21 protein-coding genes and 1 riboswitch are annotated in these 26012 nt (G+C 68.0%); of the genes, 8 read left to right on the top strand and 13 right to left on the bottom strand.

The annotated features are described in order from the left end of the window. The first annotated feature begins 139 nt into the window (after positions 1-139). The 6 genes from ABD088_RS15905 (at position 140) to ABD088_RS15880 (ending at position 7110) form a co-directional block, all read left to right on the top strand. Entirely contained in the window at positions 140-1405 is a 1266-nt protein-coding gene (locus tag ABD088_RS15905) for a carboxylate--amine ligase (RefSeq protein ID WP_343902949.1), read from the top strand. A 57-nt stretch (positions 1406-1462) separates the two neighbouring features. Beyond that, on the top strand, positions 1463-2272 hold the full coding sequence (locus tag ABD088_RS15900) for an enoyl-CoA hydratase/isomerase family protein (protein WP_343902948.1): 810 nt from the start codon (positions 1463-1465) through the stop codon (positions 2270-2272). A 4-nt stretch (positions 2273-2276) separates the two neighbouring features. Continuing rightward, entirely contained in the window at positions 2277-3104 is an 828-nt protein-coding gene (locus tag ABD088_RS15895) for an alpha/beta hydrolase (protein ID WP_343902947.1), read from the top strand. A gap of 80 nt (positions 3105-3184) precedes the next feature. After that, the gene (locus tag ABD088_RS15890) at positions 3185-4099 is read left to right on the top strand and encodes a carbohydrate kinase family protein (protein WP_343902946.1); all 915 of its coding nucleotides are present in this window, start codon (positions 3185-3187) and stop codon (positions 4097-4099) included. Between the two features lie 27 nt (positions 4100-4126). Continuing rightward, the gene (locus ABD088_RS15885) at positions 4127-4939 is read left to right on the top strand and encodes an HAD family hydrolase (protein WP_343902945.1); all 813 of its coding nucleotides are present in this window, start codon (positions 4127-4129) and stop codon (positions 4937-4939) included. Positions 4940-5085: 146 nt separating this feature from the next. After that, positions 5086-7110 carry an HNH endonuclease signature motif containing protein gene (locus ABD088_RS15880; RefSeq protein WP_343902944.1) on the top strand — a complete coding sequence of 675 codons (2025 nt, stop codon included), beginning with the start codon at positions 5086-5088 and terminating at the stop codon, positions 7108-7110. Positions 7111-7128: 18 nt separating this feature from the next. Here the strand turns inward: ABD088_RS15880 and ABD088_RS15875 are convergent, their stop codons facing one another. Next, positions 7129-7812 (bottom strand): nitrilase-related carbon-nitrogen hydrolase, encoded by a 684-nt coding sequence (locus ABD088_RS15875; protein WP_343902943.1) that lies wholly within the window; start codon positions 7810-7812, stop codon positions 7129-7131. On the opposite strand from ABD088_RS15875, the gene ABD088_RS15870 reads away from it, so the two are divergent. Continuing rightward, the gene (locus ABD088_RS15870; protein ID WP_343902942.1) at positions 7811-8659 is read left to right on the top strand and encodes a glycerophosphodiester phosphodiesterase family protein; all 849 of its coding nucleotides are present in this window, start codon (positions 7811-7813) and stop codon (positions 8657-8659) included. The two genes, ABD088_RS15875 and ABD088_RS15870, sit on opposite strands and share 2 nt — an antisense overlap. On the opposite strand, the gene ABD088_RS15865 is transcribed toward ABD088_RS15870, so the two are convergent. From ABD088_RS15865 to thiM, 5 genes are all read right to left on the bottom strand, one after another. Beyond that, positions 8656-9654: a phosphotransferase gene (locus ABD088_RS15865; protein ID WP_343902941.1), complete on the bottom strand. Its 999-nt coding sequence runs from the start codon at positions 9652-9654 to the stop codon at positions 8656-8658. The genes ABD088_RS15870 and ABD088_RS15865 overlap by 4 nt on opposite strands. 9 nt (positions 9655-9663) lie before the next feature. Further along, positions 9664-10980, bottom strand: a complete 1317-nt coding sequence (locus ABD088_RS15860) for a uracil-xanthine permease family protein (RefSeq protein WP_343902940.1) — start codon at positions 10978-10980, stop codon at positions 9664-9666. Between the two features lie 72 nt (positions 10981-11052). Beyond that, complete coding sequence (thiD, locus tag ABD088_RS15855) at positions 11053-12573, bottom strand: bifunctional hydroxymethylpyrimidine kinase/phosphomethylpyrimidine kinase (RefSeq protein WP_343902939.1); 1521 nt, start codon at positions 12571-12573, stop codon at positions 11053-11055. Then, positions 12570-13241 (bottom strand): thiamine phosphate synthase, encoded by a 672-nt coding sequence (thiE, locus tag ABD088_RS15850; RefSeq protein ID WP_343902938.1) that lies wholly within the window; start codon positions 13239-13241, stop codon positions 12570-12572. The genes thiD and thiE overlap by 4 nt, the downstream gene beginning before the upstream one ends. Continuing rightward, the gene (thiM, locus tag ABD088_RS15845) at positions 13238-14059 is read right to left on the bottom strand and encodes a hydroxyethylthiazole kinase (protein WP_343902937.1); all 822 of its coding nucleotides are present in this window, start codon (positions 14057-14059) and stop codon (positions 13238-13240) included. The genes thiE and thiM overlap by 4 nt, the downstream gene beginning before the upstream one ends. Next, positions 14051-14152: riboswitch (TPP riboswitch) on the bottom strand. Its footprint overlaps the gene before it by 9 nt. 78 nt (positions 14153-14230) lie before the next feature. Between thiM and ABD088_RS15840 the strand changes: the two genes are divergently transcribed. Then, a complete protein-coding gene (locus tag ABD088_RS15840; protein WP_343902936.1) occupies positions 14231-15661 on the top strand; it encodes an aldehyde dehydrogenase family protein in 1431 nt (476 codons plus the stop codon). 88 nt (positions 15662-15749) lie between these two features. On the opposite strand, the gene ABD088_RS15835 is transcribed toward ABD088_RS15840, so the two are convergent. The 7 genes from ABD088_RS15835 to ABD088_RS15805 all read right to left on the bottom strand — a co-directional run bounded on the left by ABD088_RS15835 (position 15750) and on the right by ABD088_RS15805 (position 25947). Continuing rightward, positions 15750-16664, bottom strand: a complete 915-nt coding sequence (locus tag ABD088_RS15835; RefSeq protein WP_343902935.1) for a glycine betaine ABC transporter substrate-binding protein — start codon at positions 16662-16664, stop codon at positions 15750-15752. Between the two features lie 41 nt (positions 16665-16705). Next, a complete protein-coding gene (locus ABD088_RS15830) occupies positions 16706-17560 on the bottom strand; it encodes an ABC transporter permease (RefSeq protein ID WP_343902934.1) in 855 nt (284 codons plus the stop codon). After that, positions 17561-18880 (bottom strand): quaternary amine ABC transporter ATP-binding protein, encoded by a 1320-nt coding sequence (locus ABD088_RS15825; RefSeq protein WP_343902933.1) that lies wholly within the window; start codon positions 18878-18880, stop codon positions 17561-17563. A gap of 324 nt (positions 18881-19204) precedes the next feature. Then, the gene (gene pgm / locus ABD088_RS15820) at positions 19205-20866 is read right to left on the bottom strand and encodes a phosphoglucomutase (alpha-D-glucose-1,6-bisphosphate-dependent) (protein ID WP_343902932.1); all 1662 of its coding nucleotides are present in this window, start codon (positions 20864-20866) and stop codon (positions 19205-19207) included. A gap of 92 nt (positions 20867-20958) precedes the next feature. Further along, entirely contained in the window at positions 20959-22416 is a 1458-nt protein-coding gene (locus ABD088_RS15815; protein ID WP_343902931.1) for a peptide MFS transporter, read from the bottom strand. A gap of 52 nt (positions 22417-22468) precedes the next feature. Beyond that, a complete protein-coding gene (locus ABD088_RS15810; RefSeq protein WP_343902930.1) occupies positions 22469-23899 on the bottom strand; it encodes an amidase in 1431 nt (476 codons plus the stop codon). Further along, entirely contained in the window at positions 23896-25947 is a 2052-nt protein-coding gene (locus ABD088_RS15805; RefSeq protein ID WP_343902929.1) for an ABC1 kinase family protein, read from the bottom strand. Before ABD088_RS15805 ends, ABD088_RS15810 begins: the two co-directional genes overlap by 4 nt. Between the last annotated feature and the right edge of the window lie 65 nt (positions 25948-26012).

Here is a 26012-nt window from a genome sequence, read left to right as displayed (position 1 = left end):
GGTGATGGTCCGGCGCAGCCGGGCGGCAAACTGGTTGCCTCTGGACATTGTGCTGCACAACCCACTTCTTGCCTAGTGGTTCGGGTCCCCGGGTGGGCCCGGTTCGGCGCGCGGGGCCGGTCCCGATAGATTGGACGTCATGCGCATCCCGGATTCACAGCCGTTCGTCCCGGTCATCCTCGGCGGGGACATCGGCACGTACTCGCTCGCCCGCGAGTTCCACGAGGCCTACGGGGCCGTCAGCGTCGCGGTGCCCGCCGGCAGCAACGGCGTGCTGGAGCACTCGGTGGCCGTCGATGTCCGCCCGGCGGGCACCATGACCGACGCGGCAGCCGTCGTCGAGCACCTGGTGGCCCTGGCGCGGGAGCTGACCGGCGACGGGGCCACCCCCCGCCCGCTGCTGCTCTGCGGCTCGCTGGACCTGCAGATCGGGATCATCACCACCCACCGCGATCAGCTGGCGCCCTGGTACGCCATCCCCTACCCGGACACCGCCACCATCGAGCGGGCCGCCCTGAAGCAGAACTTCTACGCGCTCTGTGCCGAACTGGACATCCCCCACCCGCTGACCGTGATCTACGATCCGGTGGCCCCGCGCCCGCTGCCGGCCGAACTGCCCTTCCCGCTCATCGGCAAGCCGGCCGACAGCAGCGCCTGGGTGCACGCCAAGTTCGCCGGCAAGCAGAAGGTCCACACCATCGCCACCGCCGACGAGCTCGATGACCTGCTCGCGCGCATCCGCGCCTCCGGCTACACCAGCAAGTTCATCCTGCAGGAACTCATCCCCGGCGGGGACACCAACATGCGCCTGTGCACGTTCTACTCCGACCGCGACGCCCGCGTGCGCTTCGCCGCCTACGGCGAGGTCGTCGTGGAGGAACACGCCCCGCTGGTGCTGGGCAACTCGGCGGGCATCGTCACCGGGGTCAACGCCGGGTTCATCGACCAGGGACGGCGCATCCTGGAGCACCTGGGCTGGACCGGCTTCTCCATGTTCGACGCCAAGCTGGACCCCCGCGACGGCGTCGTGAAGTTCTTCGAGCTCAACCCCCGGCTGGGCCGCAACCACTACTACGTCACCGCGGCCGGGTACAACGCCGCCCGGTTCTACGTGCGCGAATACCTCGGGGAGCAGTACGACGACGGGGCGCTGCCCGCTGCCGCGCCCGACGCGCCTCCCGTGGTGGCCACCGACCACATCCTGTACACGGTGCTGCCGCTGGCGTTGCTGCGCCGGCACCTGCGCGGCCCCGTCGGCGAGAAGGCCAGGGCACTGATGCGCGCCCACCGCGTCGCCAACCCGTTGCTCTACCGTGCCGAACGGGACCCCCGTAGGCTCTGGTACATCGCGCTCACCTCGCTGAACCAATTCCGCAAGTTCCGCCAGCATCCGCCGCGACTCTGACATGCTGGTGGAACTGGCGCCGAGCGCTGGTCGATGACGACCCGAAAGGAAGCACCTATGGAATTCGCCCGCTACGACACGTTGCTCGTGGAGCAGGACGGCGCCGCCCTGGTGGTGACCGTCAACCGACCGGAGGCCATGAACGCCCTGGCATCCGCCGTCGTGCAGGACCTGTTGGACCTCACCGGCACGCTGGCTGAGGTGGGCGTCGACGGGAACTGGCCGATCCGCGGCATCGTGCTCACCGGGGCCGGGACCAAGTCGTTCGTCGCCGGTGCCGACATCCGTGAGATGAACTCCATGAGCCCGGATGCTGCCGAGGCCTACGCCCGCCAGATGCACACGGTCACCACCCGGCTCGAGGCACTGCCCGTCCCGGTGATCGCCGCGGTCAACGGTTTCGCGCTCGGCGGCGGCTGCGAACTCGCGCTGGCCTGCGACTTCATCTACGCCAGCGGCCGCGCCAGCTTCGGCCAGCCGGAGGTCAACCTGGGCCTGGTGCCCGGTTTCGGCGGTTCGGTGCGCCTGCAACAGCGGGTCGGCCTGGGCCAGGCCCGCGAACTGATCTACACCGGACGCCGGATCGACGCGGCCGAGGCGCTGCGCATCGGCCTGGCCAACGCCCTCTTCGACGACGCCGACGCCCTGCTTGCCGCGGCAAAGGCCACCATCGAGGAGATCGCCGCCAAGGCGCCCACCTCGGTCGACAACACCAAGCGGGCGCTGAACCGGATCAACGGGCTCCCCGTCGCCGCCGGGCTCGAGGCCGAGGTGGAGAGCTTCCGCGAGGCGTTCGCCACCGAGGATTCCGTCGTGGGCCGTGCTGCGTTCCTGGCGAAGGAGACCCCCGCCTTCCCGGGGCGCTGAGACCATGACAGAGAACGACGACGCCGCCCGGCCCGCCCGCGCACCCGATGCGGTCCACCACTACGGACCGAACCCCAGCCAATACGCCGAACTGTATGTCCCCACCGAACGGCGTTTGCCCGGGGTCATCGTCATCCTGCACGGTGGCTTCTGGCGCGACACCTACGATGCGTCGCTGGGCCGTCCGCTGGCCGATGACCTGGTCCGCCGCGGCTGGGTGGTGTGGAACCTGGAGTACCGCAGGACCACCGACGCCGAGGTGCCCGGCCCCGACTCCGGGGGCTGGCCGCAGACCTTCGAGGACGTCGCGGCCGGCATCGATGCCCTGGGCCCTGCCCTGGCAGCTGCGGGGCTGGAACCGGGCAACGTCGTCGTGCTCGGTCATTCCGCGGGAGGCCACCTGGGCACCTGGGCCGCCGGTCGGCACAAGCTGCCCGCCGGGGCGCCGGGTGCCGGACCCGCGGTGAAGGTCGCCGGGGTGGTCAGCCAGGCCGGCGTGCTGGAACTGTGGATGGCGAACTGGCTCAAGCTCAGCCACTCGGCTGCGCTGAAGCTCATGGGGGCCACGAACGAGGAGGACCCCCGGCGCTGGCAGCTGGCCGACCCGGTGCGGATGCTCCCCATCGGGGTCCCGGTGATCGCCCTGCACGGCAAATCCGACGCCGACGTGCCCTCGGCGCTCTCCCGCGCCTACACCGACGCGGCCCGGGCCCAGGGCGACCCGGCGCGGATGGTCTTCACCACCGGGGACCACTATGCGCTGATCACCCCGGGAACCACTGCGTGGGATGCTTGCCTGGTGGCGCTGGCGGAACTCGCGGTCCCGGCCTAGCAGGACCCGAACCCGGGCGGGCTGGACGCCGGGACGAAGCGGACGGGCTCGTCCGGAACGACCACAGGTAAGGTTGAGTAGTGCTGACTGTAATGGGCGAAGCCCTCGTTGACGTGCTGTCCGGCGGCATTGCCGCGCCCCAGGCCTACGTCGGGGGCAGCCCGATGAACGTGGCCGTGGGATTGGCCCGGTTGGGCCATCCGGTGTCCTTCGTCGGCCGTTACGGCGATGACGAGTACGGGCGCATGATCCACGAGCATCTGCGCTCCAACGACGTGCAGGAGGTCCTGGCCCCCGACGCCCTGCCGACCTCCACCGCGCACGGCACACTGGACCCCGTCGGTGCGGCGACCTACGAGTTCGACATGGTCTGGGACCTGTCGGCCTTCGACCCCTCGACCTCCTCGGTGCTGGCCGACTCGCAGCTGGTGCACACCGGCTCCATCGCCACCGTGCTCGAACCCGGCGCCGCCACCGTGCTGGCCGCGATCGAGCGCGCCCGCCCGCATGCGACCATCTCCTACGATCCGAACGTGCGCCCCAGCTTCGTCTCCCACCACGAGGAGGCCATCGAGCAGTTCGAGCGCTTCGTGGCGCTGAGCGATGTGGTCCGGGCCAGCGATTCGGACCTGCAGTGGCTCTACCCCGGGCGCAGCGTCGAGGACAGCGTCCAGGCGTGGCTGGCCCTGGGCCCCGCAGTGGTCATCGCCACCTACGGTTCCGGGGGCTCGCGCGGCGTGGTCGCCGCCGGCGTTGCCGAGGCCAAGGCACCGTTGGTGGATGTGGCGGACACCGTGGGCGCCGGTGATTCGTACATGTCGGCCCTGCTGTCAGCGCTGGTGGACCGTGAACTGGTCGGTGCTGCCCGCCGCGAGGCCCTCCACGCCCTGACGCCGGGACAGCTGCGCGAGGTCCTGGAGTACGCAACCCGGGCCGCCGCTGTCACCGTCTCGCGGCCCGGCGCCAACCCGCCGCGCCGCGACGAGATCTCCTGACCCGGCCCCCACGGGCCCCTTCCCGCCATGCGCCTGATCGCCAGTGACCTCGACGGCACCATCCTGCACCGCGACGACACCATTTCCGCCCGGACCGTCGCTGCCTTCGCCGCCGCCCGCGAGGCGGGGCTGCACGTCGTCTTCGTCACCGGCAGGCCCTTCCGCTGGCTGACCCCCGTGCAACGGGCCTTCGGCCACCTGGGCACGGTCATCTGTTCCAACGGTGCACTGGTCTACGACCTCGAGGCCGAACGCATCCTGGCCAGCCACACCATTTCCGGCGACACCGTCGGCGAGGTCCAGCGCCGCATCACGGACCGCGAACCCGGGGCGGTCTTTGCCGCCGAGACGTTGACCGGCCTGCTGCTCGAACCGGGATTCCTGGACGGGGATGCCACCGCGATCCGGCTGCCCGGCATCGTCGAGGGGGCCTTTGAACCCGCGCAGCTGGACGCCGAAGGGGTGGTCAAGCTCCTGGCCAAGACCACCCGCCTCGACGCCGAGACCTTCCAGTCGCTGGTGGAGCCGGACATCGACACGCTGGTGTCCGTCACGCATTCGGCGCCGGGGGTGGCCCTGCTGGAAATGGCGCACCCCGAGGTCAACAAGGCAGTCACCCTGGCCGAATACGCCGGCGGGCTGGGGATCGGTGCCGAGGACGTGCTGGCCTTCGGCGACATGCCCAACGATGTACAGATGCTCGCCTGGGCCGGGCGCGGCTACGCCGTGGACTCCGGGCACCCGCTGGCCAAGCAGGCCGCCGGTCGCATCACGGGCTCCCTGCACGACGACGGGGTGGCCCGGGTGATCGAGCGGTTCCTGGCCGGGGAAGCCATCTAGCTGACGAAGAATTCTTCGGGCCCGGGAACCGCGGATCCGCCTTCCCCAGGGCTCCACTTCCCCCTCACCGGCTGCCGGGAAGCCGGGTTGTCCACGGTCCGCCGGCACCCGTCCCATCTGTCGGGGGCAGCTGGCAGAGTGGGGTCATGGAAGCGGTCACGGAGTCGGTCGAGGTCAACGGGTGGAAGCTCACCCGCGTGGCCGGCGCATCGGTGACCGGTTCGCCCCGCCTGCAGGCTGCCGAAGCGTTGATGCGGTTTGCCGAGTCCGAGAAGTTCAGGGCATCGGCGATGTTGCACGATGAGGCCCAACGCGCTGTTCCGCCGCGGTTGGAGGCCCTGGAGGACCACCCGGGCATGCAGGTCTCGCTGCGGACCGGGCGGATGGTGTCCTTTGCGGCGACGGAAAGTGCAGCCATGGAGATCGCCTTGGTCTCGGGCCTTTCCTCGGGCCAGGCACACAGGATCCTGGTCCAGGCCGAAACGCTCGTCATGGACATGCCCGAGGTCCTCGAGTCGCTCACGTTGGGCCGCATCGGCAGCAGCCATGTCCAGCGGATCCTTGAGCACACCCAGCACATCGTCCCCGAGCCGTTGGCGCTGCCCAGCCGGGACGCCGACGAGGCCACCCGGGAAGCCTGGGAGCGGGAAATGGCCCGGCGCGCCGCGGCAGCACGGACCGACCGACGCGATTTCGGTGTGGACATGTTGGCCGTTGCCCCGGGCAAGTCGCCGGCGCAACTGCGTTCCCGCGGCCGCCAGGTCTTGGAGAAGTACTACGGCCTGTCCTTCACCAAACGGTCCCGGACGGCGCTGCGCGATCGCCGGATCACGGTGGAAGAAGCGGCCGATGGCATGTCCTGGTTGTCGGGATACCTGCCGACGGCCAGTTGCCAGGCGATCTTCTCGAAACTCGATGCGATGGCCCGGCTGCTCAAGTCCGACCCCGACTCCGCCGCGGAAGTCCACCGGGCGGCGAGGGAGGCGGGAGGGGACGTCGCCTCAGCGCAACCGGCGGAGGATTCGGCCGAGAAACGGACCATGGACCAGCTGCGTGCCGACGTCTTCACCGACATGGTGCTCAACGGGCCCCGCGGCCAGGGGCTGGAGTCGGTCGGGGCAGAGGTGTTTGTCGCCATTCCGGCGACCATGCTGCCCGGAACGCCCGGCGGACCCGTGGGCTGCGACGACACCGCGGTCGACGGTCCCTCGGCCATCGGCGCAAGGGAAGGCAACAGCATCGCGACCGCAGAGCTGGAACCAGGAGCCCCGGTCCCGACGCTCCTGGGTGGTGGGCCCATTGACCAGGAATCGGCGGCACGCCTGATGCGGGCGGCCAAGACGTGGTGGCGGCTGATCACGGACCCGGTGACCGGGGCGGTGGTGGAATTCGGCAGGGATCGATACCGTCCAACAGCGGCACAGCGGGCGATTCTGCAGTTCAGGGACGGGTCGTGCACGACGCCTGGATGTTCCGGCCCGTTGAGGACGTGCGAGATCGACCACACCGAGGAATGGCAGGACGGCGGTGGGACGGATATTGCGAATATCCGTTTCGGTTGTCACCGCTGCCACCGGTTGAAGTCGCTGGGCCTGATCGAGGTCGAACAGCGCGCCGGCGGGACAACTCTGGTCACGAGTCTGTTCGGAACCCAGCGGGTCTTCTATCCTGCGGCGCCCTGGGCGGCTGCCGATCCCCGGCAAGCTGCGGGAGAGGGTGCCCCCAAGGGCGACGGTCATCGGCCACCGCCGGAGGATCCCGAATCGCGCATCCCCTCCGTCGAACCGCAGCCCTACCATCCACGCCGCCGTGGGGACGGCGATCCCGGCGAGACGGATGCCGTCGACGGGGCCCGGGAAGGGCCGCCGCCGAAGAACCCGCTGCCCCCGCTGCGGGATACCCGGGCAGGGAAAATCGAGTACCGACGCTACGAGGCGTTGCAGATGCGGGAGTGGGGGCGGGTCCTGGATGTTCCCGATTCGTCGACCGCCGATCCGCTGCGAGGACGCTACGCCCAAACGGGTGCAGCGAAGGCCGCCCGGAAGCGCCGCCTGAAGCGAATCGCCGGCGGATACGGGCCACCGATCATCCACCGCCCCGATGACCGCGACAATCCCCGCAGGCCGGCCCCCGAGGCGCCACCCACCCCGCCGGCCGAACCACCGTACTGATCGATTCCCGGGTGGGGGTCAGGAACCCCAGCCGGCCGACGGACGAATCGTCCCCGACTCCCACCAGGAATCTGCACCGTGGGGCAGCGGCCGCAACAACGGCTCGGGCAACGGCCCGGCCTGCGGGAAGGGCACCCCGGTGTGCTTGGGTGCCCAGGCAGGCGTCGGGGGGATGGTCTCGGACCGGCTTGAGGCGGGTCCCAGCTCCAGGACGGTGCGCACGCCGTGGTCGCGCAGATAGTACTCATACGCGGGATCCGCAGCGTCGTCCGAGAAGACCACTGCCACCGAACGGTCCATTCCCGAATCCGAATACATACTGGTCAGAATGGGTTCCGGACGACCAGTCCATGCAGCGAATCCACGAGCCACTTGCCACCCTGCCAGTCGGTGCTTGCGCACATGCGCCACGAGGTTCCCCGAGGCATCCCACCAATCAGCCCCGATGTAGGTGGCCGTATCCGTGGTCTCGGGTGTGGAGGCTATCAGCCCGAGTCCAACGGATCGGGCGATCCACCGCAGACGCTCACGGAGCAGGGAACCGTCGGCAGTGGCCTCGGCGGTGAGGAAGAGTTCCGGGGTGACCAGCAGGTAGGCCCCCGCTCGACGGGCCTCTGCCAGAAGGGCTCGAAGACGTTCGAAGTTGGCTTCGGTGTCGCGGCCCGGGGTGGCCGCGGCATGGTGCACGGTGGGCTCGGCCATGACGGACCTCCCGGGCGGTAGAGTCGGCAAGATGGAAAATCGGCGAACAGGGGCATTCCCCTACTTGCATCCTAGTGGCGGTCCACGGCGTGTGGGGTGGCCGCTGGCCTTTGCCCATCGCGGGGCGAATCCCTCCCTCGGGGAGAACACCATGGAAGCCTTCCGGGCCGCCATTGACCGAGGATACGGATACCTGGAACTGGACGTGCGCACCACCCGCGACGGGGTGGTGATGGTCTTCCATGACGAGAGCGTCGAACGGGTCACCGAAGGAAGCGGGAGGATCGAGGACTTCGACTACGCGGAGGTCTCCAGGTGGCGTGTGTCGGGCCAGGCGATTCCCCGGTTCGAGGATGTCCTCACCGAGTGGCCGGAAGCGCGTCTGAATGTCGACATCAAGGACGATCGCTCGGTGGAACCGTTCGCCGAACTGGTCAACCGGCAGGGTGCCCACGACCGGGTCCTGGTCGCCTCGTTTTCCGACGTCCGTCGTCGCCGCGTGCTCGAGCTGCTCGATCATCCCGCGGCCACGAGCCCTGGTATCGCCACCGTTGCCGCCGCGGTGTTCCTGGGAAAAGTGGGTCTCATGTCCTGGGCGGGGCCGTGGCTGAAGGGCGTTGCCGCTCTGCAGGTCCCGGAACGGCGGGGAATCCTTCGGGTGGTGACCCCGCGCTTCCTGGCGCAGGCGCATCGTGCCGGGGTGCAGATCCATGTCTGGGTCGTTGATGAGCGGGCCGACATGGACCGTTTGCTTGATCTCGGCGTTGACGGACTCATGACGGATCGGGCAGACGTGCTCGCCGAAGCGATGGAGGCCCGCGGGTTCTGGCCCCAGGGCGCCAGCTAAAGCGTCAGCGGGGCGACCAGTTCCGCCAGCGGGCGCAACACGCGGGGAGCGTAGCGTTCCATGTCCGCATCGCTGGCGCCGGTGAGGATCTGCAACCACGTCCCGTGCGCCTGCATCTTGCCCAGCCGTAGTGCCGGCTCGACGTAGTGCCGTAGTTCCTCGGGTGTGCCGTAGTCCTCCCACTCGTGCAGGTAGGCCATCACGGCCCGGCGGATGCGTGGGTCCGCGGGGGTGGTGTCCAATTCCCGGGACATGGTGCGCAGCGGAACGGCGAGCGACGAGAAGGGATGGGCCCAGTAGGCGTCGCCCAAGTCGATGAAGCGCAGCGGCTCATCGGGTGAGGCGGGCAGGAAGGCGTTGCCCCGGTGTAGGTCGTTATGGTCCAGGGACAAGGGCACGGGTCCGGCCGCCAGGTATTCGCACATCCCGTGGATCGGTTTCAGTTGGCCGTGCAGCTCATCGGCGTCGCGAGCCGGAAGATGCAGGGGGTGTCCGGCCGGCAGGGAGGCGTGCAGCAGGATCTGGTCGTCGATGTAGCCGGGCAGGTGGGCCGGGGCCAACTGGGTCAACCCGGCGTCGAAGAGTTCGTCGCCATACGGGACCAGGCCGCGCTGCAGTCGGGCGAGGTCCTGCAGCATCCGTTCCCACAGTCGGTAATCGGTACTGGGGATCCTGGCCATGGTCTCCCCGTAGTCGGGGGAGATCATCCACCCGCGCATCGGCTCGACGGCCAAGGGCATCACCAGCTGATCAGGAACCAGCCGCGCAGCGGCGGCCGTGAGGACCACCTCTGACTGCTGCCCGGGGTTCACCGCCTTGAGGAAGAGCTTGCCGTGGTCGGTCCTGACAACCACTTGAGTGGACCACAGGTCGATGCCACCGCGTTCCAGCGGCCCGGTCTTGTGCAGGTCGTAGGTCTCGAGCACCATCGACACCCAGGCGTCGATCTCCTCGAGCCACGCCTCGGTGGCCCAGTAGTCATTCCACTCCGCCATGTCGTGGACCTAACCGAGTTTGCTGGGCGTGGAGCCCTCGTAGTCGCGGGCATCGGTGGGCTCGGTGCCGCGCCACCGGGCGATGGCCCGCATGCCGTGGAAGATGACCAGCGTGGCGATCGTCCCCAGGGCAATGCCACCGAACTGCATCGAGCCGACCGCGATCGTCGGGTCGGCGATGGCAATGATCAGTCCGGCCCCGGCGGTCATCAGGTTGATGGGATTGGAGAAGTTCACCTTGTTCTGGACCCACAGCCGGGCACCGATGATGCCGATCATGCCGTACAGCACGATCCCGGCCCCACCGCTGACCCCTGCGGGGATGGAGTTGATGGCGGCACCGAACTTCGGCAGGAAGGCCAACAGGATGGCCACGATCCCGGCGATCCAGTAGGCAGCCGTGGAGTAGACCCGGGAGGAGGCCATCACGCCGATGTTCTCGGCATAGGTCGTGGTCCCGGAGCCGCCGCCAAAGCCTGCCACGACGCTGGCCACTCCGTCGGCCATCAGGGCCCGGCCGTTGACGTCGTCCAGATTGCGGTTGGTCATCAGCCCCACCGTCTTCACGTGGCCGATGTTCTCGGCGACCAGGACGAAGACCACCGGCAGGAACAAGGCCAGGGTGTCCAGATGGAATTCGGGGAAGGCGAAGGGTGGCAGCCCGAGCCAGCCTGCCTCGCCGACGGCGGTCAACTCCACCTGGCCCTGGACCAGGGCGACGAGGTAGCCGACCACGATGCCCACCAGGATCGACAGGCGCCCGAGCAGCCCCCGGAACAGGACTGCCGAGAAGACGATGGCGGCGACGGTGGTGAACGTCGTCAACGGAACGCTCTGCATGGCCTCCGTCGTGGCCCCGGCCAGGTTCAGGCCAATCAGGGCGACGATCGTGCCCATGACCACCGGCGGCATGAGTGCGTGGATCCACCCGGTTCCCGACTTCTGCACCACCAGGCCGATGATGAACAGGGCCAGTCCGGAGACGACCACCCCGCCCAACGCCCCGGCGAAGCCGTGCCCGGCCATGGCGGCGGTGACGGGGGCGATGAACGCAAAGGAGGAGCCCAGGTAGCTGGGGACCCGGCCGCCGGTGATGAGCAGGAACAGCAGCGTGCCCACACCGGAGAAGAACAAGGTGGCCGTGACCGGGAAGCCGGTCAGGGCCGGCACCAGCACGGTGGAACCGAACATGGCCATCACGTGCTGGACGCCGATGCCGGTGGTCTGGAACCAGTTGAGCCGTTCATCCGGTGCCACGACCGTGCCCGGCCGGATGGTCTTGCCATCGCCGTGGACCGTCCAGCCGAAGCCGAATTTGCTGCTCATGGGTGTCCTCCGTTGGGCGCTGCGGGTGTTCTCGTGGGGGGGGCCGGAACCGTGCGGAACCCCCACGGAATCCTACAGGGCGGCCGCGTTGGCCCATCCGTCGGCGCCGGCCCGGTCGATGGCCGCGACCCGTCCGGCCGCGGCGTCGGTGGACGTCTGCGCGAAGAACGCCAGTTCGTGCCGGCTGGATGCGTCGAAGGCCCGGCGCATGGCCGCCACGGAGGAGGCATCCACGCGCCAGGCCACCCGCTGGACCGTGGCGATCGCTTCCGTCGTGGCCGCGTCGAACTCCGGCGAGGAGTAGGCAGCCAGCCAGTCGGCATACGGGTGGTCAGGGTGGGCCGCGGCGGCCAGCCGCCGGCCGATGTCCTGGTACAGCCAGTAGCACGGCAGGATCGCCGCCACGAGTTCCGGATAGGAGGCATCGGCGGCGACCAGATGGTTCAGGTACGCCGAGGTCGTCGGGCTCGGCACGGGCTCGGCGGCCTCGCCCAGCCGGTGGCGGTGCAGGTTCGCCTCCTCCTCGAGCGCACCCACGGCGCCCGCTGCCCAGAAAGCCTGTTCCCTCCGGTTCGGAGCCAGTTGGGCGGCCCGCGAGAGCACCCGCGAGTAGGTGCGCAGGTACAACGCGTCCTGCGCCAGGTAGAAGTGGAATTCGTCGACGGGCAGGGTCCCGTCACGCAGGCCACGGATGAACTCCAGGGAATCGATGCCCGACCGCCACCCGGCAATCCCCTCCCACCAGGTGGTCAGCAGCGCCTCGGTCGACGGGGCCCGCCGTCCGGCCCAGAGCGCCCCGAAGTGGTTGACCGGACCGTGGCCACCGCCGACGTCGAGCTCGTCGGAGGCCAGCAGGGCATCCTGGAGCCAGTCCCGCGCCAGTTTGAGTGCATCGCCCCAGGACCCGCACCTGGCCCGCAGTGTGGCCAGCGCCGAGGAGAGCGAGCAGCCGGTGCCGTGGGTGTTCGGGGTATCGACCCGCTCCGCGGAAACCTCGGCGATCACACCGTCGCGCCCGACCAGCGCATCCGGGCACGCCGCCCCGGCCAGGTGCCCGCCCTTGGCCAGCACCAGCACGTCGTACCGCATCGCCAGCCGGGCTGCCTGTTCCCGCACGGCATCCCACCGTGCGGCCTCGGCCTCGCCGAGCAGGGCGGCGAGCTCCGCGGTGTTGGGGGTGAGCACATCGGCCAGCGGCAGCAAACGGCGCAAGGCCGCCTCGGCGTCGTGCTCCAGGAGCCGGTCACCCGAGGTGGACACCAGGACAGGATCCAGCACGACGGCGGTGCCTGGCTGGGTGCCCAGCCAGGCGATGACTGCCTCGATGACCTCCGTGGTGGCCAGCATGCCGATCTTGACGGCGTCGATGCGTATATCGGAGGAGATGGCCTCGAGCTGTTGGGTGAGGAAGGCCGCCGGCGGGGTGTGGACGCCGGTGACACCGCGGGTGTTCTGGGCGGTCAACGCGGTGATGGCAGCCATGCCGTAGCCGCCGCACGCGGCAATCGATTTCAGGTCGGCCTGGATGCCTGCCCCGCCCGAGGGGTCCGAGCCGGCGATGGAGAGGACGTTGGGGATGCGGGTGCGCATCATCGGGCCCCCTCCGTCGCTGCGGCCCATTCGGCCCGCAGCGAGGCGGCCGCGATGCCTGGGTCCTGCGCTGCACAGATCGCCCGGACCACTGCCATCCCGGCGGCGCCCGCGGCGTGGATGCCGGCGGCATCGCCGTGGCCCAAACCGCCGATGGCGACGCAGGGCAAGGGCGCCCGGGAGATGAGCCGGGCCAACCCGTCGAAGCCGAGCGGGGTCGGGTGGTCCTTCTTGGTGGGGGTGGGTCGCACGGCCCCGGTGCCCAGGTAGTCCACGGTTCCTGCCGGCAGGGCAGCCACCGCGGCGAAGTGTTCAGCGGTGCTGGCGCTGAGGCCGAGCACTGCCTCCGGGCCGATGAGGTCGCGGACGGCGTCGGCCGGGAGGTCCTTTTGCCCGATGTGGACGCCGTCCACCGTGATCCCGGCAGACCGGGCGGCCAGGTAGACATCGACGCGGTCGTTGACCAGCAACAGGGCCCGACCCGCGGTGTGTGCGGCGCAGGCGGCGACCTCGGCCAGGAAGTCCCGGGCGGAAAGGTCCTTGCAGCGCAGTTGGATGGTGGTGATGCCGGAGGCGACGGCTGCGGCCACGATGTCGGCCAGCGGCCGGCCGGCGGTGCTGGCGGCGTCGGCGACGAGGTAGATCCCGGAGGCGGGGGTGGACGTGGTCATGCGATCACCGCCTGGGCGGCCAGGTCATCGGGCCCGATGGAGGCCAGTGCATCGAGGAACCCGACGGCGAAGGATCCCGGCCCGGAGGCCGTGGTGGCCGCGCGTTCGGCGGCCACCGAGTACAGCGCATGGGCGGCGACGGTTCCCAACAGGGCATCGTCGTCGTTCGCGGCGACGGCCGCCGCCACGAGCGCGCCCAGGGCGCAGCCGCCCCCGGTAATGCGCGTGAGCAGGGCGTCCCCGCCGTGGATGCGGACACTGCGTGAGGAGTCGGTGACCAGGTCCTGCGGACCGGAGACGGCCACGATGGACGGGGTGGCCGCCGCGAGATGGGAGGCGGGCACCAGGGCCGCCTCGACGTCGTGCGTGGCATCGACACCACGGCCCCCGGCCCCGGAACCGGCCAGGGCCAGGATCTCCGAGGCGTTGCCGCGGATGACGGTGGGTTGTTCGGCCAACAGCTTCGCGGCGAACCGGGTCCGCAACTCCAGCCCGCCCACGGCCACCGGGTCCAGGACCCACGGGGTCCCGGCCGCACGGGCACTCCGGGCCGCCTGCAACATGGCGCGGCGCTGTTCCGCATGCGGGGTGCCCAGGTTGATGAGCACCGCCGAGGCGACGCCGGCGAATGCAGCGGCTTCACCGGGCACGTCCACCATTGCCGGGGAGGCCCCGGCGGCCAACAGGACATTGGCGGTGAAGTTCGTGACGACGGCGTTGGTCAGGCACTGCACCAGCGGTGCCGTGGTGCGCAGCTTCTCGAGGACGCGGCCCAGATCGGCCGGTGTATGGGTATTGGTGGGCGCATGCGCATGCATGGGCGACATCCCTCCGCTAGTACTAACTAGATCAGGTGTTGGCGGGTGTGTTCTCAGTCCGCTCTGGTCAGGCGGACACCCCGTGTCAATGTGCGCGAGCCTACCGGGGGCTTGCGTCACGGGCCAACTTCGTGACCCGGATCACCTCCGCCGGGCGATATTGTCGTACCCATGGCCAAGAACCGACGCACCGCATCAACCACCGTCCCCGGGGAGCCAGCGCGCCCGGCCGAGCGGCCGGTTGACGTGGCCCGGCGATTGCGCGACGCCACCGACTCGCGGCTGGCCCATCCGCGTCGCTTCCGGGCCGCGCAACTCAAGGCGCTTGAACGGCTGCTCGAGGACAACGACGAGGCGCTGTGCCAGGCTCTGACCACCGACCTGGGCAAACCCGCTGCCGAGTCCCGTCTGACGGAACTGGATCGGGTCAAGGCGGAGATCGACCACGCGCAACTGCATGTGGGTGATTGGGTCGCCGACCGGCACGTGAGGGTTCCCGTGTCGCTGCAGCCCGCGACCGCCCGCATCCAGGCCCGGCCGCTGGGCATGGTGTTGGTCATCGCCCCCTGGAACTACCCCGTCCTGCTGCTGCTGGGCCCGCTGGTGGGTGCCCTGGCCGCGGGGAACACCGTGGTGCTCAAACCCTCCGAGCTGGCCCCGGCGACCTCGGCGCTGCTGGCCCGCCTGGTGCCGTCCTACCTGGACCGCCGGGCCGTGGCGGTCGTGGAGGGGGCTGCCGAGACGACGACGGAGCTGCTCGGGCAGCACTGGGACCATATCTTCTACACCGGTGGGGAGCGGGTTGGGCGGATCGTCGCCCACGCGGCTGCCGAGCACCTCACCCCGGTGACCCTGGAACTCGGTGGCAAGAGCCCCGCCGTCGTCTGCGACGGGAATTTCGCGGCCATCGCGCGGCGGATCGCCCACGGGAAGTTCATGAACGCCGGACAGACCTGCGTGGCGCCGGACTACGTGCTGGCGGTGGGCGAGCATGCGGCGCAGGAGCTCGAGAAGCACCTGCCACCGGTGATCGCCTCGTTCTACGGCAAGGACCCCTCATCCAGCCGCGATTATGGGCGGATCATCAACTCCGGACACTTTGCCCGGGTCGCCGCCTACCAGCAGCAGGGGCGGGTGGTCTGCGGTGGCTCAAACGACCCGGCCACCCGTTACGTCGAACCCACGGTGTTGGCCGACGTGGACCCGGCGTCCGCGGTGATGACGGAGGAGATTTTTGGGCCGGTGCTGCCGATCATCCGCGTGGACCGGTTCGACGACGCGGTGCGGTTCATCAACTCACGGCCCTCGCCGCTGGCTGCCTATCTTTTCAGCGAACGTCCCCGGTTGCATACCGCCTTCGAGGACCAGGTGCGTGCCGGGGGAATCGGACACAACGTGTGCAACATGCACCTCGCCGTCCCCGACCTGCCCTTCGGCGGAGTCGGGGCATCGGGCATGGGCAACTACCACGGCAAATCGGGATTCGACACCTTCAGCCAACAACGCCCCGTGCTCTCGAAGACCGCGATGATCGATACCCTGCGCGCCATCTATCCGCCGTTCGGGTGGGCGAAGCGCCGGATCATGCGCTCGATGGGCTGACCGCCCGGACGCACGAGGACCCGGTGCCCATGGATGCGCACCGGGTCCTCGATCGAAGTCGGTGTGGGACGCCGACCGTCGATGCTGGCTACTTCTTGGTCATGGCGTCGACGTATTCCTGGTTCTCCGAGATCCACTTGTCAACGACCGGACCGTAATTGTCCGTTTCCGCGCCGTTGAACATGGCGTTCTCCAGGGAGAACAGGTGCTCATCGTCCATCTTGAAGTCGTCCAGCCACTTCGAGAGGCCAGGGTAGTTCTTCTTGAAGTCCTTGTTGCCGTAGGACGTGATGTTCTCGGCCTTGCCCATGGCTCCCTTGGGGTCCTTGAGGTCCTTGATCGGGAACTCGTCGTACGCCCAGTGCGGACGCCACAGGGTGACGACGATGTTGTCGCCGGCCTTGGTGGCCTTCTTCAACTGGCTCAGCATGGCCGGGGTGGACGAGGTCTTGAAGTCCATCTTCTCCAGACCGTACTCGGGGATGGCCTTGTCCTGGGTGGCCTTCGTCAGGCCCGCTCCGGGGTCGATGCCGTAGATGGTGTTGCCGAACTTGTCTGCATTCGCCGCCAGCTGCTCCAGGGAGTCGATGGGGGCGTCCTTGTTGACCGCAATGGTCAGCTTGGCGTTGTCGTACCAGGTGCCCAGCTTGGTCATCTGGTCACCGTACTTCTCCATGTAGTCCTTGTGGGTCTGGGGCATCCACACGTCCATGGTCAGGTCGAGGTCGCCCGAGGCGACTCCGGAGAAGACCGGTGCGGCGTCGGCATCGGTCAGGGTGACGTCGTAGCCCTTCTTGTCCAGGATCTGCTTCCACAGGTTGGACACGGCCACGCCTTCGTCCCAGCCGGCCATGACGCCGATGTTCAAGGCCGCCTTATCGCCGTTCTCCGGCGACGCAGGGGCAGCGGAATCGCTGCTGCCTCCGCCGCCGCTACCGCAGGCGGTCAAGGCCATGGCTGCCACGGCGGCCATCCCCATCAATGATGCGAGTTTCTTCTTCACTATGTGTTCCTTTCTTGGCGCCCCGCGGACGGGGCGTTGGGTCATGAAGTACTGCGGCCCGTCACGTTGGATCGCCCGAGCGAGGCGGTGATCCGGTCCAAAATGATGGCCAGGACGACCACGGACAGGCCGGACTCGACGCCGAGGGGCGTATTCAACGTAGTCAGTGCCTTGTAGACGGCGGCGCCGAGGCCGCCGGCTCCGACCATCCCGGCGATGACCACCATGGACAGCGAGAGCATGATGACCTGGTTGATGCCGGCCATGATCGTTGGCATCGCCAGGGGGATCTGGATCTGGCGCAGGATGCGACCGGGGGACGCGCCGAAGGCCTGGCCGGCCTCGAGCACTTCGGTATCGACGCTGCGGATGCCCAGTTCGGTGAAGCGGGTTCCTGGTGCCAGGGAAAACACGATCGTTGCGACGATGCCGGGAACGGCGCCGATGCCCAAGAGCAGGATGGCCGGGATGAGATATACGAAGGCCGGCATCGTCTGCAGGAAGTCCAGAATGGGTTTGACGATCGTGGAAACGATCCTGGATTTCGCCGTGAGGATGCCCAGCGGAACGCTGATGACGACGGCGATGACACTGGCCACCAGGACCAGCGCCAGGGTCTCCATGGAGTTCTGCCACTGGTTCATGCCGTAGATGAACAGCAGGCCGATCACCGTCCCCACGCCGAGTTTCCAGCTCTTGGCCAGCCACGCAAGGATGGCGAGCACGAGGATGATCGCCCAGAACGGGGGCGCGGTGAGGACCCAGACCAGGGCGTCGTTGAAATTCTGGAACACCGTCTTGACGACGTCGAAGAAGGCGTTGAAGTTGGCGGTGATCCAGTCAAGGACCGTTTCGACCCAGTGGCCGACCGGAATACGGAACAGGTTCTCTCCCATCTAGCGGACCTCTCCTTCATTCTCGATGGTGCCTTCGTTGGCGGCATCACCGGGGGCCGCCGCAGTGCCGTCGTCAGTGCCCGCAGTCTGCCCGGGGGTGACCACCGGCATGCCGCTGGTGCTCGACGGCACGTTGCCGAGTGCGGAGAGCAGTGTGGCGCGGGCAATGGCGCCAATCAGGCGGCCCTCGTCGTCGACCACGGGCAGCGGGACCGGGGATTCAACGGAACGCCCGAAGAGGTCGTTCAGAGCCGTGTCTGCGGTGATCGGGGCGTTGCGGGAGGTGATGATTTCCTCGAGGTCCGCACCACCGCGTTCGAGCAATGCCATCACCTCGCGGTCGCGGACGGAGCCGAGCAGCACCCGCCGCCGATCCACGACGAATGCCGCGGACGTCTGCAATTCCCGCATGGTCCGCAGGGCATTTCGGGCGCCACCGCTGAGGTTCACGACCGCTCGCGGCGGCTCCATGACAGTCCCCGCCGTGAGGACCCGGGTGCGGTCGACGTCGCGCACGAAGGCCGAGACGTACTCGTTGGCCGGGTGCGTGAGGATGTCATCGGGGGTGCCGATCTGCACGATCTCACCGTCTCGCATGACGGCGATGCGGTCACCGAGGAACATGGCCTCGTTCAGATCGTGCGTGATGAAGATGATCGTCTTCCCCAGTTCGGCTTGCAAGGACGCCAGCTGTTCCTGCATGTCGCGGCGGATGAGGGGGTCCAGTGCGGAGAATGCCTCGTCCATGAGCAGGATGTCGGTTTCAGCTGCCAGTGCGCGGGCCAAGCCGACACGCTGTTGCATGCCACCGGAGAGCTCACTGGGATATTTGTCGCCCCAGCCGTTGAGTCCCACGACGTCGAGGACCTTGTTCGCCCGTTCGGTACGTTCGGCCATGCCGACGCCCTGGATCTCGAGTGCGTAGGCTGCGTTCTGCAGGACGGTGCGGTGCGGCAGGAGCGCGAAGTGCTGGAAGACCATCGAGATACGCTGTTGCCGGACCTTGCGGAGCTTCTTGGGCGAGATCTTGGCGATGTCCGTGTCGCCGATGACGACCGAGCCACTGGTCATGGGCCAGAGGCCGTTGAGCATGCGGATCAGCGTCGATTTTCCGGAACCGGAGAGCCCCATGACGACGAAGATCTCGCCCGGTTTCACGTCGAAGCTCGCGTCGATGACCGCCGCGGTGCCCAGCGAGGACACATCCTTGCGGGACTTCCCGGCCTTCAGTAGCTTGACCGCCTCGTTGCCCCGGCGGCCGAAGACCTTGTACGCGTTGCTGACGCGTAGCGCCGGTTGCGCTGTCTCAGTAGTATTCACATTTTCCCGTCCACGGCCTGGGTCCGGGTGGAGGCAGACCGATTGCTCGGCAACCCGACCTCACCAGACGGTTCCGTGGCCGCTTAAAGGCGAGGCCGGAAAGTCCGTCTGACAGGGCGAGTGATTGACTTTCTAACGCAACGCTAACAACTCGATGTTCGCTGTCGGCTGAATTCCATTGTTTGACCGAGGATACACCCGGGTTGCAGGCAGCTGCATCCCTTGTGGCATATGGGGTACAGCGACGTTATGGCATTGTGACGGACGCTGTTGTCAAAAGGTCGGCAATCGGGTGGAAACCCCGATCGGCAACCGTCAAGCAGGTCAGCCGATGATGGAGTCGACCAGCGCCTTGGCCTCTTGTTGGACCAGCTTCAGGTGGTCTTCGCCCTTGAACGATTCGGCGTAGATCTTGTAAACATCCTCGGTTCCGGACGGGCGGGCTGCGAACCAGGCGTTCTCGGTGGTGACCTTCAACCCGCCGATGGGTGCACCGTTGCCGGGTGCCTCGGTCAGCCGGGCGGTGATGGTCTCGCCGGCAAGTTCCGACGCCGTCACGTCACTGGCCGAAAGCTTGGCCAGTGCTGCCTTCTGGTCCCGGGTGGCAGCTGCATCGATGCGTGCATAGGCGGGCGAGCCGAAGTCTGCGGTCAGGCGCGTGTAATGCTCACTGGGCGACGATCCCGTGACTGCCTGGATTTCCGACGCCAAGAGCGCCAGGAGCAGTCCGTCCTTATCTGTCGTCCACGGGGTGCCATCGAAACGAACAAAGCTCGCCCCTGCGGATTCCTCGCCGCCGAAAACGCCGGTGCCGTCCAGCAAACCGGGAACGAACCACTTGAAGCCCACGGGGACCTCGACGAGTTCACGACCGAGGGAAGCGGCCACCCGGTCGATCATGGAGGAGCTGACGAGGGTTTTACCCACACCGGCTCCCTGCGGCCACTGCGGGCGGTGGCGGTAGAGATAGTCGATGGCGACGGAGAGGAAATGGTTGGGGTTCATCAGCCCGGCATCCGGGGTGACGATGCCGTGCCGATCCGCGTCGGCGTCGTTCCCCGTGGCGATATCGTAGGCCGCGCCGCCGTCCCGGACCTTGGCGATGAGGCCCGCCATGGCCGATGGGGAGGAGCAGTCCATGCGGATCTTGCCGTCCCAGTCCAGTGTCATGAAGGACCAGCGGGGATCGACTTCCGGGTTCACGACGGTCAAGTCGAGGCTGTACTTTTCGCCGATGGCGCCCCAGTAGTCAACGGACGCACCGCCCATCGGGTCGGCGCCGATGCGGACCCCCGCGGAGCGGATGGCGTCCATGTCCAGGACCTCGGACAAGGAACCGACGTAGGCAGAAAGGAAGTCGTGGGTCCCCAGATTCTCCGCAAAACGGGCCTGGGAGATCGTCACCCGCTTCACTCCGGCCAGCCCAGCGGTCAGCAGGTCATTCGCGCGTCCGGCAATCCACGAGGTGGCGTCGGAATCCGCGGGACCACCATGCGGGGGGTTGTACTTGAACCCGCCATCGGAGGGCGGGTTGTGCGAGGGGGTGATGACGATGCCATCGGCCTGCCGGGCCCGGTCGGCAGCCGGGATGTCCCGGTTGTGGGTGAGGATGGCGTGGCTGACAGCCGGGGTGGGCGTCCAGCCGTTGCGCGCATCGACGCGTACATCCACGCCGTTGGCGATCAGGACCTCCAGTGCGGTGTCCTGTGCCGGGTCGGAGAGCGCGTGCGTGTCCTTGCCGACGAACAGCGGTCCGGCGATGCCCTGGCCGTTCCGGTACTCCACGATGGCCTGCGTGATGGCCGCGATGTGGTTTTCGTTGAAGGAGCCGTTCACTGATTTGCCCCGGTGGCCGGAGGTTCCGAAGGCAACCCGCTGCGTGGGGTCCTCCGGGTCCGGAACCACATCGAAGTAAGCCGAACGGACGGCGTCGAGATCTATCAGGTCCTCGGGGAGGGCGCGCGTCCCCGCACGATTGGCAGCCATGGATACAGCTAACCAGAAGGGACGCAAAAAAGCCCCGCTCCCCGGACAAGATGTCCGGAGGCGAGGCATTTTTGACGTAGTGGGTAGCCGGGCTACTTCACCCCGGACATCAGGGCCTTGATCGGCTTCACGGCCGCCATCAAGGCAATGCCCAGCACGATGGCCGTACCGCCGAGGACCACGAAGTACGGGACCTCGTTGCCCTCGGTGTAGAAGCCGGCGAAGATGCCGGCCAGCGTCGTGCCCAGCGAAACCGACAGGTAGAACAACGCCACCATCTGCGTGGTGAAGGCAATCGGGGCCAGCTTCGTGGCGACCGAAAGACCGATCGGGCTCAGCAGCAACTCGGCCATGGTGAACAGGAACAGGATTCCGGCCAGTGCCAACAGCGGGGTCTTTTCCAGCGAGTTCAACGGGATGAAGACCAGGAAGGCCAGTCCCATGACGACCAGTGCGCCACCGAATTTCAGGGGGGTGGATGGCTGTTTCTCGCCCATCTTGGTCCAGATGCCGGCAAACACGGCGGCGAAGATGATGATGAAGACCGGGTTGATGGACTGGGTCCAGCTGGCCGGCATTTCCCACCCGAACAGGTTGCGGTCCAGTCGTTGTTCCGAGTACACGGCAATGAAGGTGAACTGCTGCTGGAACAAGGCCCAGAATGCCGCGGAGGCGATGTAGAGCGGGATGAAGGCGGTGACGCGGCGGCGTTCGGTGCCGTCGATCTTCGGGGACTTCAGGATGACGATGAAGTAGATCACCGATGCTGCGACCACGACGATGGCGATGGTCGAGGCCAGGTTGTCGGCGTGCACGATGCCGGTAGCCAGCAGCACAACGATGATCGCGATGCCGATCAGGACGCCGATGCCGTAGCGCACGCGGAGGTTGCCGAGCAGCGGGTCGGTGACGTGGTGCGTGGCTGCCGGCAGGTTCTTGCGGCCCAGAGCATAGATGGTCAGGCCGATGGCCATGCCGATCGCCGCCAGTCCGAAGCCGTAGTGGAAACCCAGCCGGGTCTGCAGCAGGCCGGTCAGCAACGGGCCGATCAGGGCGCCGATGTTCACGCCCATGTAGAAGATGGAGAACCCGGCGTCACGCCGGGTGTCCTGCTTCGAGTACAACGAACCGACCAGCGTGGTGGCGGTGGCCTTCAGGCCACCGGAACCGAGGGCCACCAGCAGCAGCCCCACGGTCAGGCCCACGACGCCGGGCAACGCTGCCAAGGCGATGTGGCCGAGCATGATCATGATGGCGGTGTAGAACAGCACGCGTTCGGACCCGAAGAGCCGATCGGCGATCCATGCTCCGAAAATGGTGCTGAGGTAGACGGTGCCGCCATAGGCGCCGACCAGGCTCAGGGACAGCCCCTGGTCCAGGCCGAGGCCGCCCTTGGACACCTCGAAGTACATGTAGTAGGCGAGGATGCCTTGCATGCCGTAGAAGGAGAAGCGCTCCCACATCTCGACATTGAAGAGGTTGAAGAGCATCCGGGGGTGGCCAAAGAAGGTCTTTCCGGCCGGTTCCCGCGTGGAATTCAATGAGGTCATTTACAGTATTTTGCGCTCGTGTGTCCCAAAACGCCTATTTCAGTGAGCTGAATCACATTCCGCTGGAGGCATTCATCAGTTGGGCCGCCAGGGCGAGCAGGTCGCGCTCAGATCCGTTTGCCCCAGTCAGCTGGATTCCCATGGACAGACCACCGACGGTTCGCAGGGTCGGGACCGTCACGGCGGGTGTCCCGGCAACATTGACCACCGAGGTGTATGGCGTGTACCGGCACTGGAGCTCGTAGTCGAAGTCGGCGTCGTGCGCGGTGTACCACCCGATCGGCCGCGGCGTCTGGGCCATGGCGGGAGTCAGCACTGCGTCGTAGCGGCCCCACTGGGCCCGGCAGTCCTCGGCGATCTTCTGCAGCACGGCTGCGGCTTCGCGCTTCTCCGCCTCGGGCCGGGCGATGGCCCGCGCCCGGAAGGTGCGGGCGAGTTCCATCAGGGCGGGGGCGGCTTCGTCGGGGAGTCCTGCCTCGGCCAGCCCGGCGGTCCAGATCGCCTGGAATGCCTCCGGGTAGCGGTTGTCATAGCGGATGTCAGCCGGTTCGACACGGTGCCCTGCGGCCTCCAAGAGCGCGATGCCGGCCTGCAGTGCTTCCTCGGCCGTGGGATCCAGGGCGACGGGGTACCGGCCGTCGAAGGGGGAAGTGCGGGTCACGCCGATTCGCAGGGGGCGGCCGCCGGCGGGCCGGGCGCTGCGGGCAGCCTCCAGGTACCCGGTGCCGCCGGTCATCGAGTCCATGAGCAGCCCGGCGTCCTCGGCGGTCCGGGCCAGGGGGCCGGAGACCACGAAGCGGGGTGCGCCGAAGCGGTCCACCCGCCCGTTGGCCAGATCCGTCGGAACAGTGCCCAACCCCGGCTTCAAGCCGATCAGACCGCAAGCAGACGCGGGGATGCGGACCGAACCGCCGCCGTCGTTCCCCGGAGCCACGGGCAGCAGGCCCGCGGCGACTGCTGCCGCACTGCCGCCCGAGGAGCCACCGGGGGAGAGCGAGGGGTCCAGGGGGTTGCGCGCCGGCGGGGCGATGAGGTTTTCCGAATAGCAGTTCAGTCCGAACTCGGGGATCTGGGTCTTGCCCAGCGAGATCGCGCCGTCGGCACGCAGCCGGGCAACCAGGGGGCTGTCCTCCGTCGCCAGGGCGGCGGGCAGGGCCGCGGTGCCGAACGACGTGGGGACGCCTTCGACATCCCACAGGTCCTTGTAGGCCAGCGGGAGCCCGTGCAGCGGGGCCAACGCGGAACCGGTGGCGCGGGCCCGTGCCGCGACGTCATCGGCAGCGTCGGCAGCGGCCACCGCCTGTTCCGCGGTGACGGTGATGAAGCTGCCCAGCCGCGGGTTCTGTTCTGCGATGCGAGCCAGGAAGTGTTCCGCGGTTTCCCGGGAGGAGACCTCGCCGGTGGCGATCAGGTCCCGGAGTTCGACGGCGGTGCGCTCGTGGAGTGCCCCGCCGGGGCTGGTCGGGTGGCTGGGCGTGGTCATCTGCGGGCCTCCTGGGTGTCGTGTTCGTCGTCGCGGTCGCGCTGGAAGACCAGCACCACCGAGCGCAGGGCCAGGATGAAGCCCATGAAGAGCAGCACATAGCCGAAGAAGGCGTGCATCCTGACGTTTTCGTTCAGGAACGGACCGGATTCCGTGGTGATCAGGAGTATGGCCGCCAGGGTCGCGGTCCCGGCCAGCAGCGCCACGACCACCTGCTGGACCAGGCGGTTCAGGAACCCGCGGTCCGCCGGATGGGCCAGGACCCGGACGTTGACGGAGAGCCGGCCGCGTTCGATGTCCTCGGTGATCTTGTTCAGCCGTCGGGGCCATTCGCGCAACGTGGGAAGCAGTTGCATGGCCCTGATCTCCAGCTCGTCCTTCAACGTGCCCGGGCTGAACTGGGCGCCGATGATCTTCCGGCCAGCCTCCCGGGCGGCTGCGACGACGTTCAGCCCGGGATCGATCAGGCCCAGCGTCCCCTCCAACGCCCCGAGGGCACGCAGCGCCGCAGCGACCTGGGGTGGGACCGAGAAGCCGTGGCGGACGATCAGCGAGAACAGGGAGGTGAACATCTCCGAGCCGCCCTGGCCGCCGAAGCCGTTGCGGTAGCGCACCAGCAGTTGGCCCAGGGCACGCTCGAAACCGCGCTCGTCGAGGTCCTCCGGCCGGTCCAGCAGTCCCAGCAGGGCATCGGTGGCCAGCTGGTTGTCGTTCTTGTCGATGGAGAACAAGAGCAGGTTCAGCGCCTGCTGGCTTCCCGGATCCAGGCGTCCGACCGCTCCGAAGTCCAGCAGGGCGAGGCCGCCCTCCCGGGTGATGAAGATGTTGCCCGGGTGCAGGTCGGCATGGAAGACGCCGTCGCCGGAGATCTGGTGCAAGGTGGCGTTGAGCAGTTCCCCTGCCAGCTTCTTCCGCCGTTCCGGGCCCCATTGGGCCAATGCCGCGCCGGCTGCGCCGACGGGTTGTCCATCGAGTTCGTCCATCACCAGCAGTCGGGGTCCGCTGAACTCGGAGTACACGCGCGGGACGGTGACGTCGAAGTCCCGCAGCGAGGATTCGATGGCGAGCATGTTCTCTGCCTCGATGCGGTAGTTCAGCTCCTCGCTGAGCGAGTCGGAGAATCCGCGGGCCAGGGAGGACACCCCGAGTCGGCGCGCCCAGGGGGCGGAGCGCTCCAACCATCCGGCGATCTGCACCACGATGGCCCGGTCGCGTTCGACCTGCTTCAGGGCCGAGGGGCGTTGCACCTTGACCACCACGGGAGTGCCGTCATGGAGGGTGGCCCGGTGCACCTGGGCGACCGATGCGGAGGCCAAGGGGTCATGGTCGATGCTGGCGAAGGCCTCTTCGGGGGAGCGGCCCAGGCTCTCGGAGAGGGCCGCCTCCATGACCGGCCACGTTTCCGGGGTCGCCTGGGTTTGCAGTCGCGACAACTCGCGGATGTAGGGCTCGGAGAGCAGGTCGCGGCGGGTGGAGAGCATCTGGCCAAGCTTCACGAACGTCACGCCTGCCTCGTTCAGTGACTCACGCAGGGCCCGGGCCGTCTGGTCCTCACGGGCCTCTGCGTGGCGCCGGTTCAGCCCGCGGGCCTGGGCCAACAGCCCGTGCCGGACGGCGATGCGCATGACCTGGAAGTATCTGGAGCTCTGGGAGCGGCGGGTCTTCCACCCGGTGAACAGCCGGACCGGAGAGGGCAGGGTTCCGGTGGGGAAGGTGATCTCCAGGACCATCAGCAGTGCCACCCCCAGTGCGAAGACCCAAATCAGGGCGAGGGCGGCAAACATGAGGGCTACTGCGGGGGAGACCTGCAACTGGGTGCCGTCTTGGACGTAGGCGGCCCGGAAGAGATAGCGGACCACGAAGCTCAGTCCCGCCGACATCAGCAGTCCGACGGCGATGGACCGGGGCCATCCGACGGGAACGCCGAGGACCCGGCGGGAGACGCCGGCAACGATCCACGCCTGCAGAACCAGGAAGACGGCTCCGAAGATGACCGTCAACGTCCATCCGACACCGTCGAGGGCTGCGATTCCGGTAGTGGGGTGCATGCCGGCCCTTCATCTGTCGGGGGAGCGGTCCGTACCCACTATAGGCTGGGAGCCTCAGCAGGAAA

It is taken from the genome of Arthrobacter rhombi (assembly GCF_039526245.1).
Classification (GTDB): domain Bacteria; phylum Actinomycetota; class Actinomycetes; order Actinomycetales; family Micrococcaceae; genus Arthrobacter_H; species Arthrobacter_H rhombi.
Note: the sequence above shows the minus strand (reverse complement) of the source record. Positions and strands in the feature narration are given on the sequence as shown.

Excerpts from the sequence above, each read along its gene's own strand:
- ABD088_RS15900 (WP_343902948.1), top strand. The coding sequence starts at position 1,463 with ATGGAATTCGCCCGCTACGACACGTTGCTCGTGGAGCAGGACGGCGCC.
- ABD088_RS15895 (WP_343902947.1), top strand. The coding sequence starts at position 2,277 with ATGACAGAGAACGACGACGCCGCCCGGCCCGCCCGCGCACCCGATGCG.
- ABD088_RS15805 (WP_343902929.1), bottom strand. The coding sequence starts at position 25,947 with ATGCACCCCACTACCGGAATCGCAGCCCTCGACGGTGTCGGATGGACG.
- ABD088_RS15860 (WP_343902940.1), bottom strand. The coding sequence starts at position 10,980 with ATGAGCAGCAAATTCGGCTTCGGCTGGACGGTCCACGGCGATGGCAAG.
- thiE (WP_343902938.1), bottom strand. The coding sequence starts at position 13,241 with ATGACCACGTCCACCCCCGCCTCCGGGATCTACCTCGTCGCCGACGCC.
- ABD088_RS15815 (WP_343902931.1), bottom strand. The coding sequence starts at position 22,416 with ATGACCTCATTGAATTCCACGCGGGAACCGGCCGGAAAGACCTTCTTT.
- thiM (WP_343902937.1), bottom strand. The coding sequence starts at position 14,059 with ATGCATGCGCATGCGCCCACCAATACCCATACACCGGCCGATCTGGGC.
- ABD088_RS15905 (WP_343902949.1), top strand. The coding sequence starts at position 140 with ATGCGCATCCCGGATTCACAGCCGTTCGTCCCGGTCATCCTCGGCGGG.
- ABD088_RS15875 (WP_343902943.1), bottom strand. The coding sequence starts at position 7,812 with ATGGCCGAGCCCACCGTGCACCATGCCGCGGCCACCCCGGGCCGCGAC.
- thiD (WP_343902939.1), bottom strand. The coding sequence starts at position 12,573 with ATGATGCGCACCCGCATCCCCAACGTCCTCTCCATCGCCGGCTCGGAC.
- ABD088_RS15885 (WP_343902945.1), top strand. The coding sequence starts at position 4,127 with ATGCGCCTGATCGCCAGTGACCTCGACGGCACCATCCTGCACCGCGAC.
- ABD088_RS15810 (WP_343902930.1), bottom strand. The coding sequence starts at position 23,899 with ATGACCACGCCCAGCCACCCGACCAGCCCCGGCGGGGCACTCCACGAG.
- ABD088_RS15830 (WP_343902934.1), bottom strand. The coding sequence starts at position 17,560 with ATGGGAGAGAACCTGTTCCGTATTCCGGTCGGCCACTGGGTCGAAACG.
- pgm (WP_343902932.1), bottom strand. The coding sequence starts at position 20,866 with ATGGCTGCCAATCGTGCGGGGACGCGCGCCCTCCCCGAGGACCTGATA.
- ABD088_RS15880 (WP_343902944.1), top strand. The coding sequence starts at position 5,086 with ATGGAAGCGGTCACGGAGTCGGTCGAGGTCAACGGGTGGAAGCTCACC.
- ABD088_RS15865 (WP_343902941.1), bottom strand. The coding sequence starts at position 9,654 with ATGGCGGAGTGGAATGACTACTGGGCCACCGAGGCGTGGCTCGAGGAG.
- ABD088_RS15840 (WP_343902936.1), top strand. The coding sequence starts at position 14,231 with ATGGCCAAGAACCGACGCACCGCATCAACCACCGTCCCCGGGGAGCCA.
- ABD088_RS15870 (WP_343902942.1), top strand. The coding sequence starts at position 7,811 with ATGACGGACCTCCCGGGCGGTAGAGTCGGCAAGATGGAAAATCGGCGA.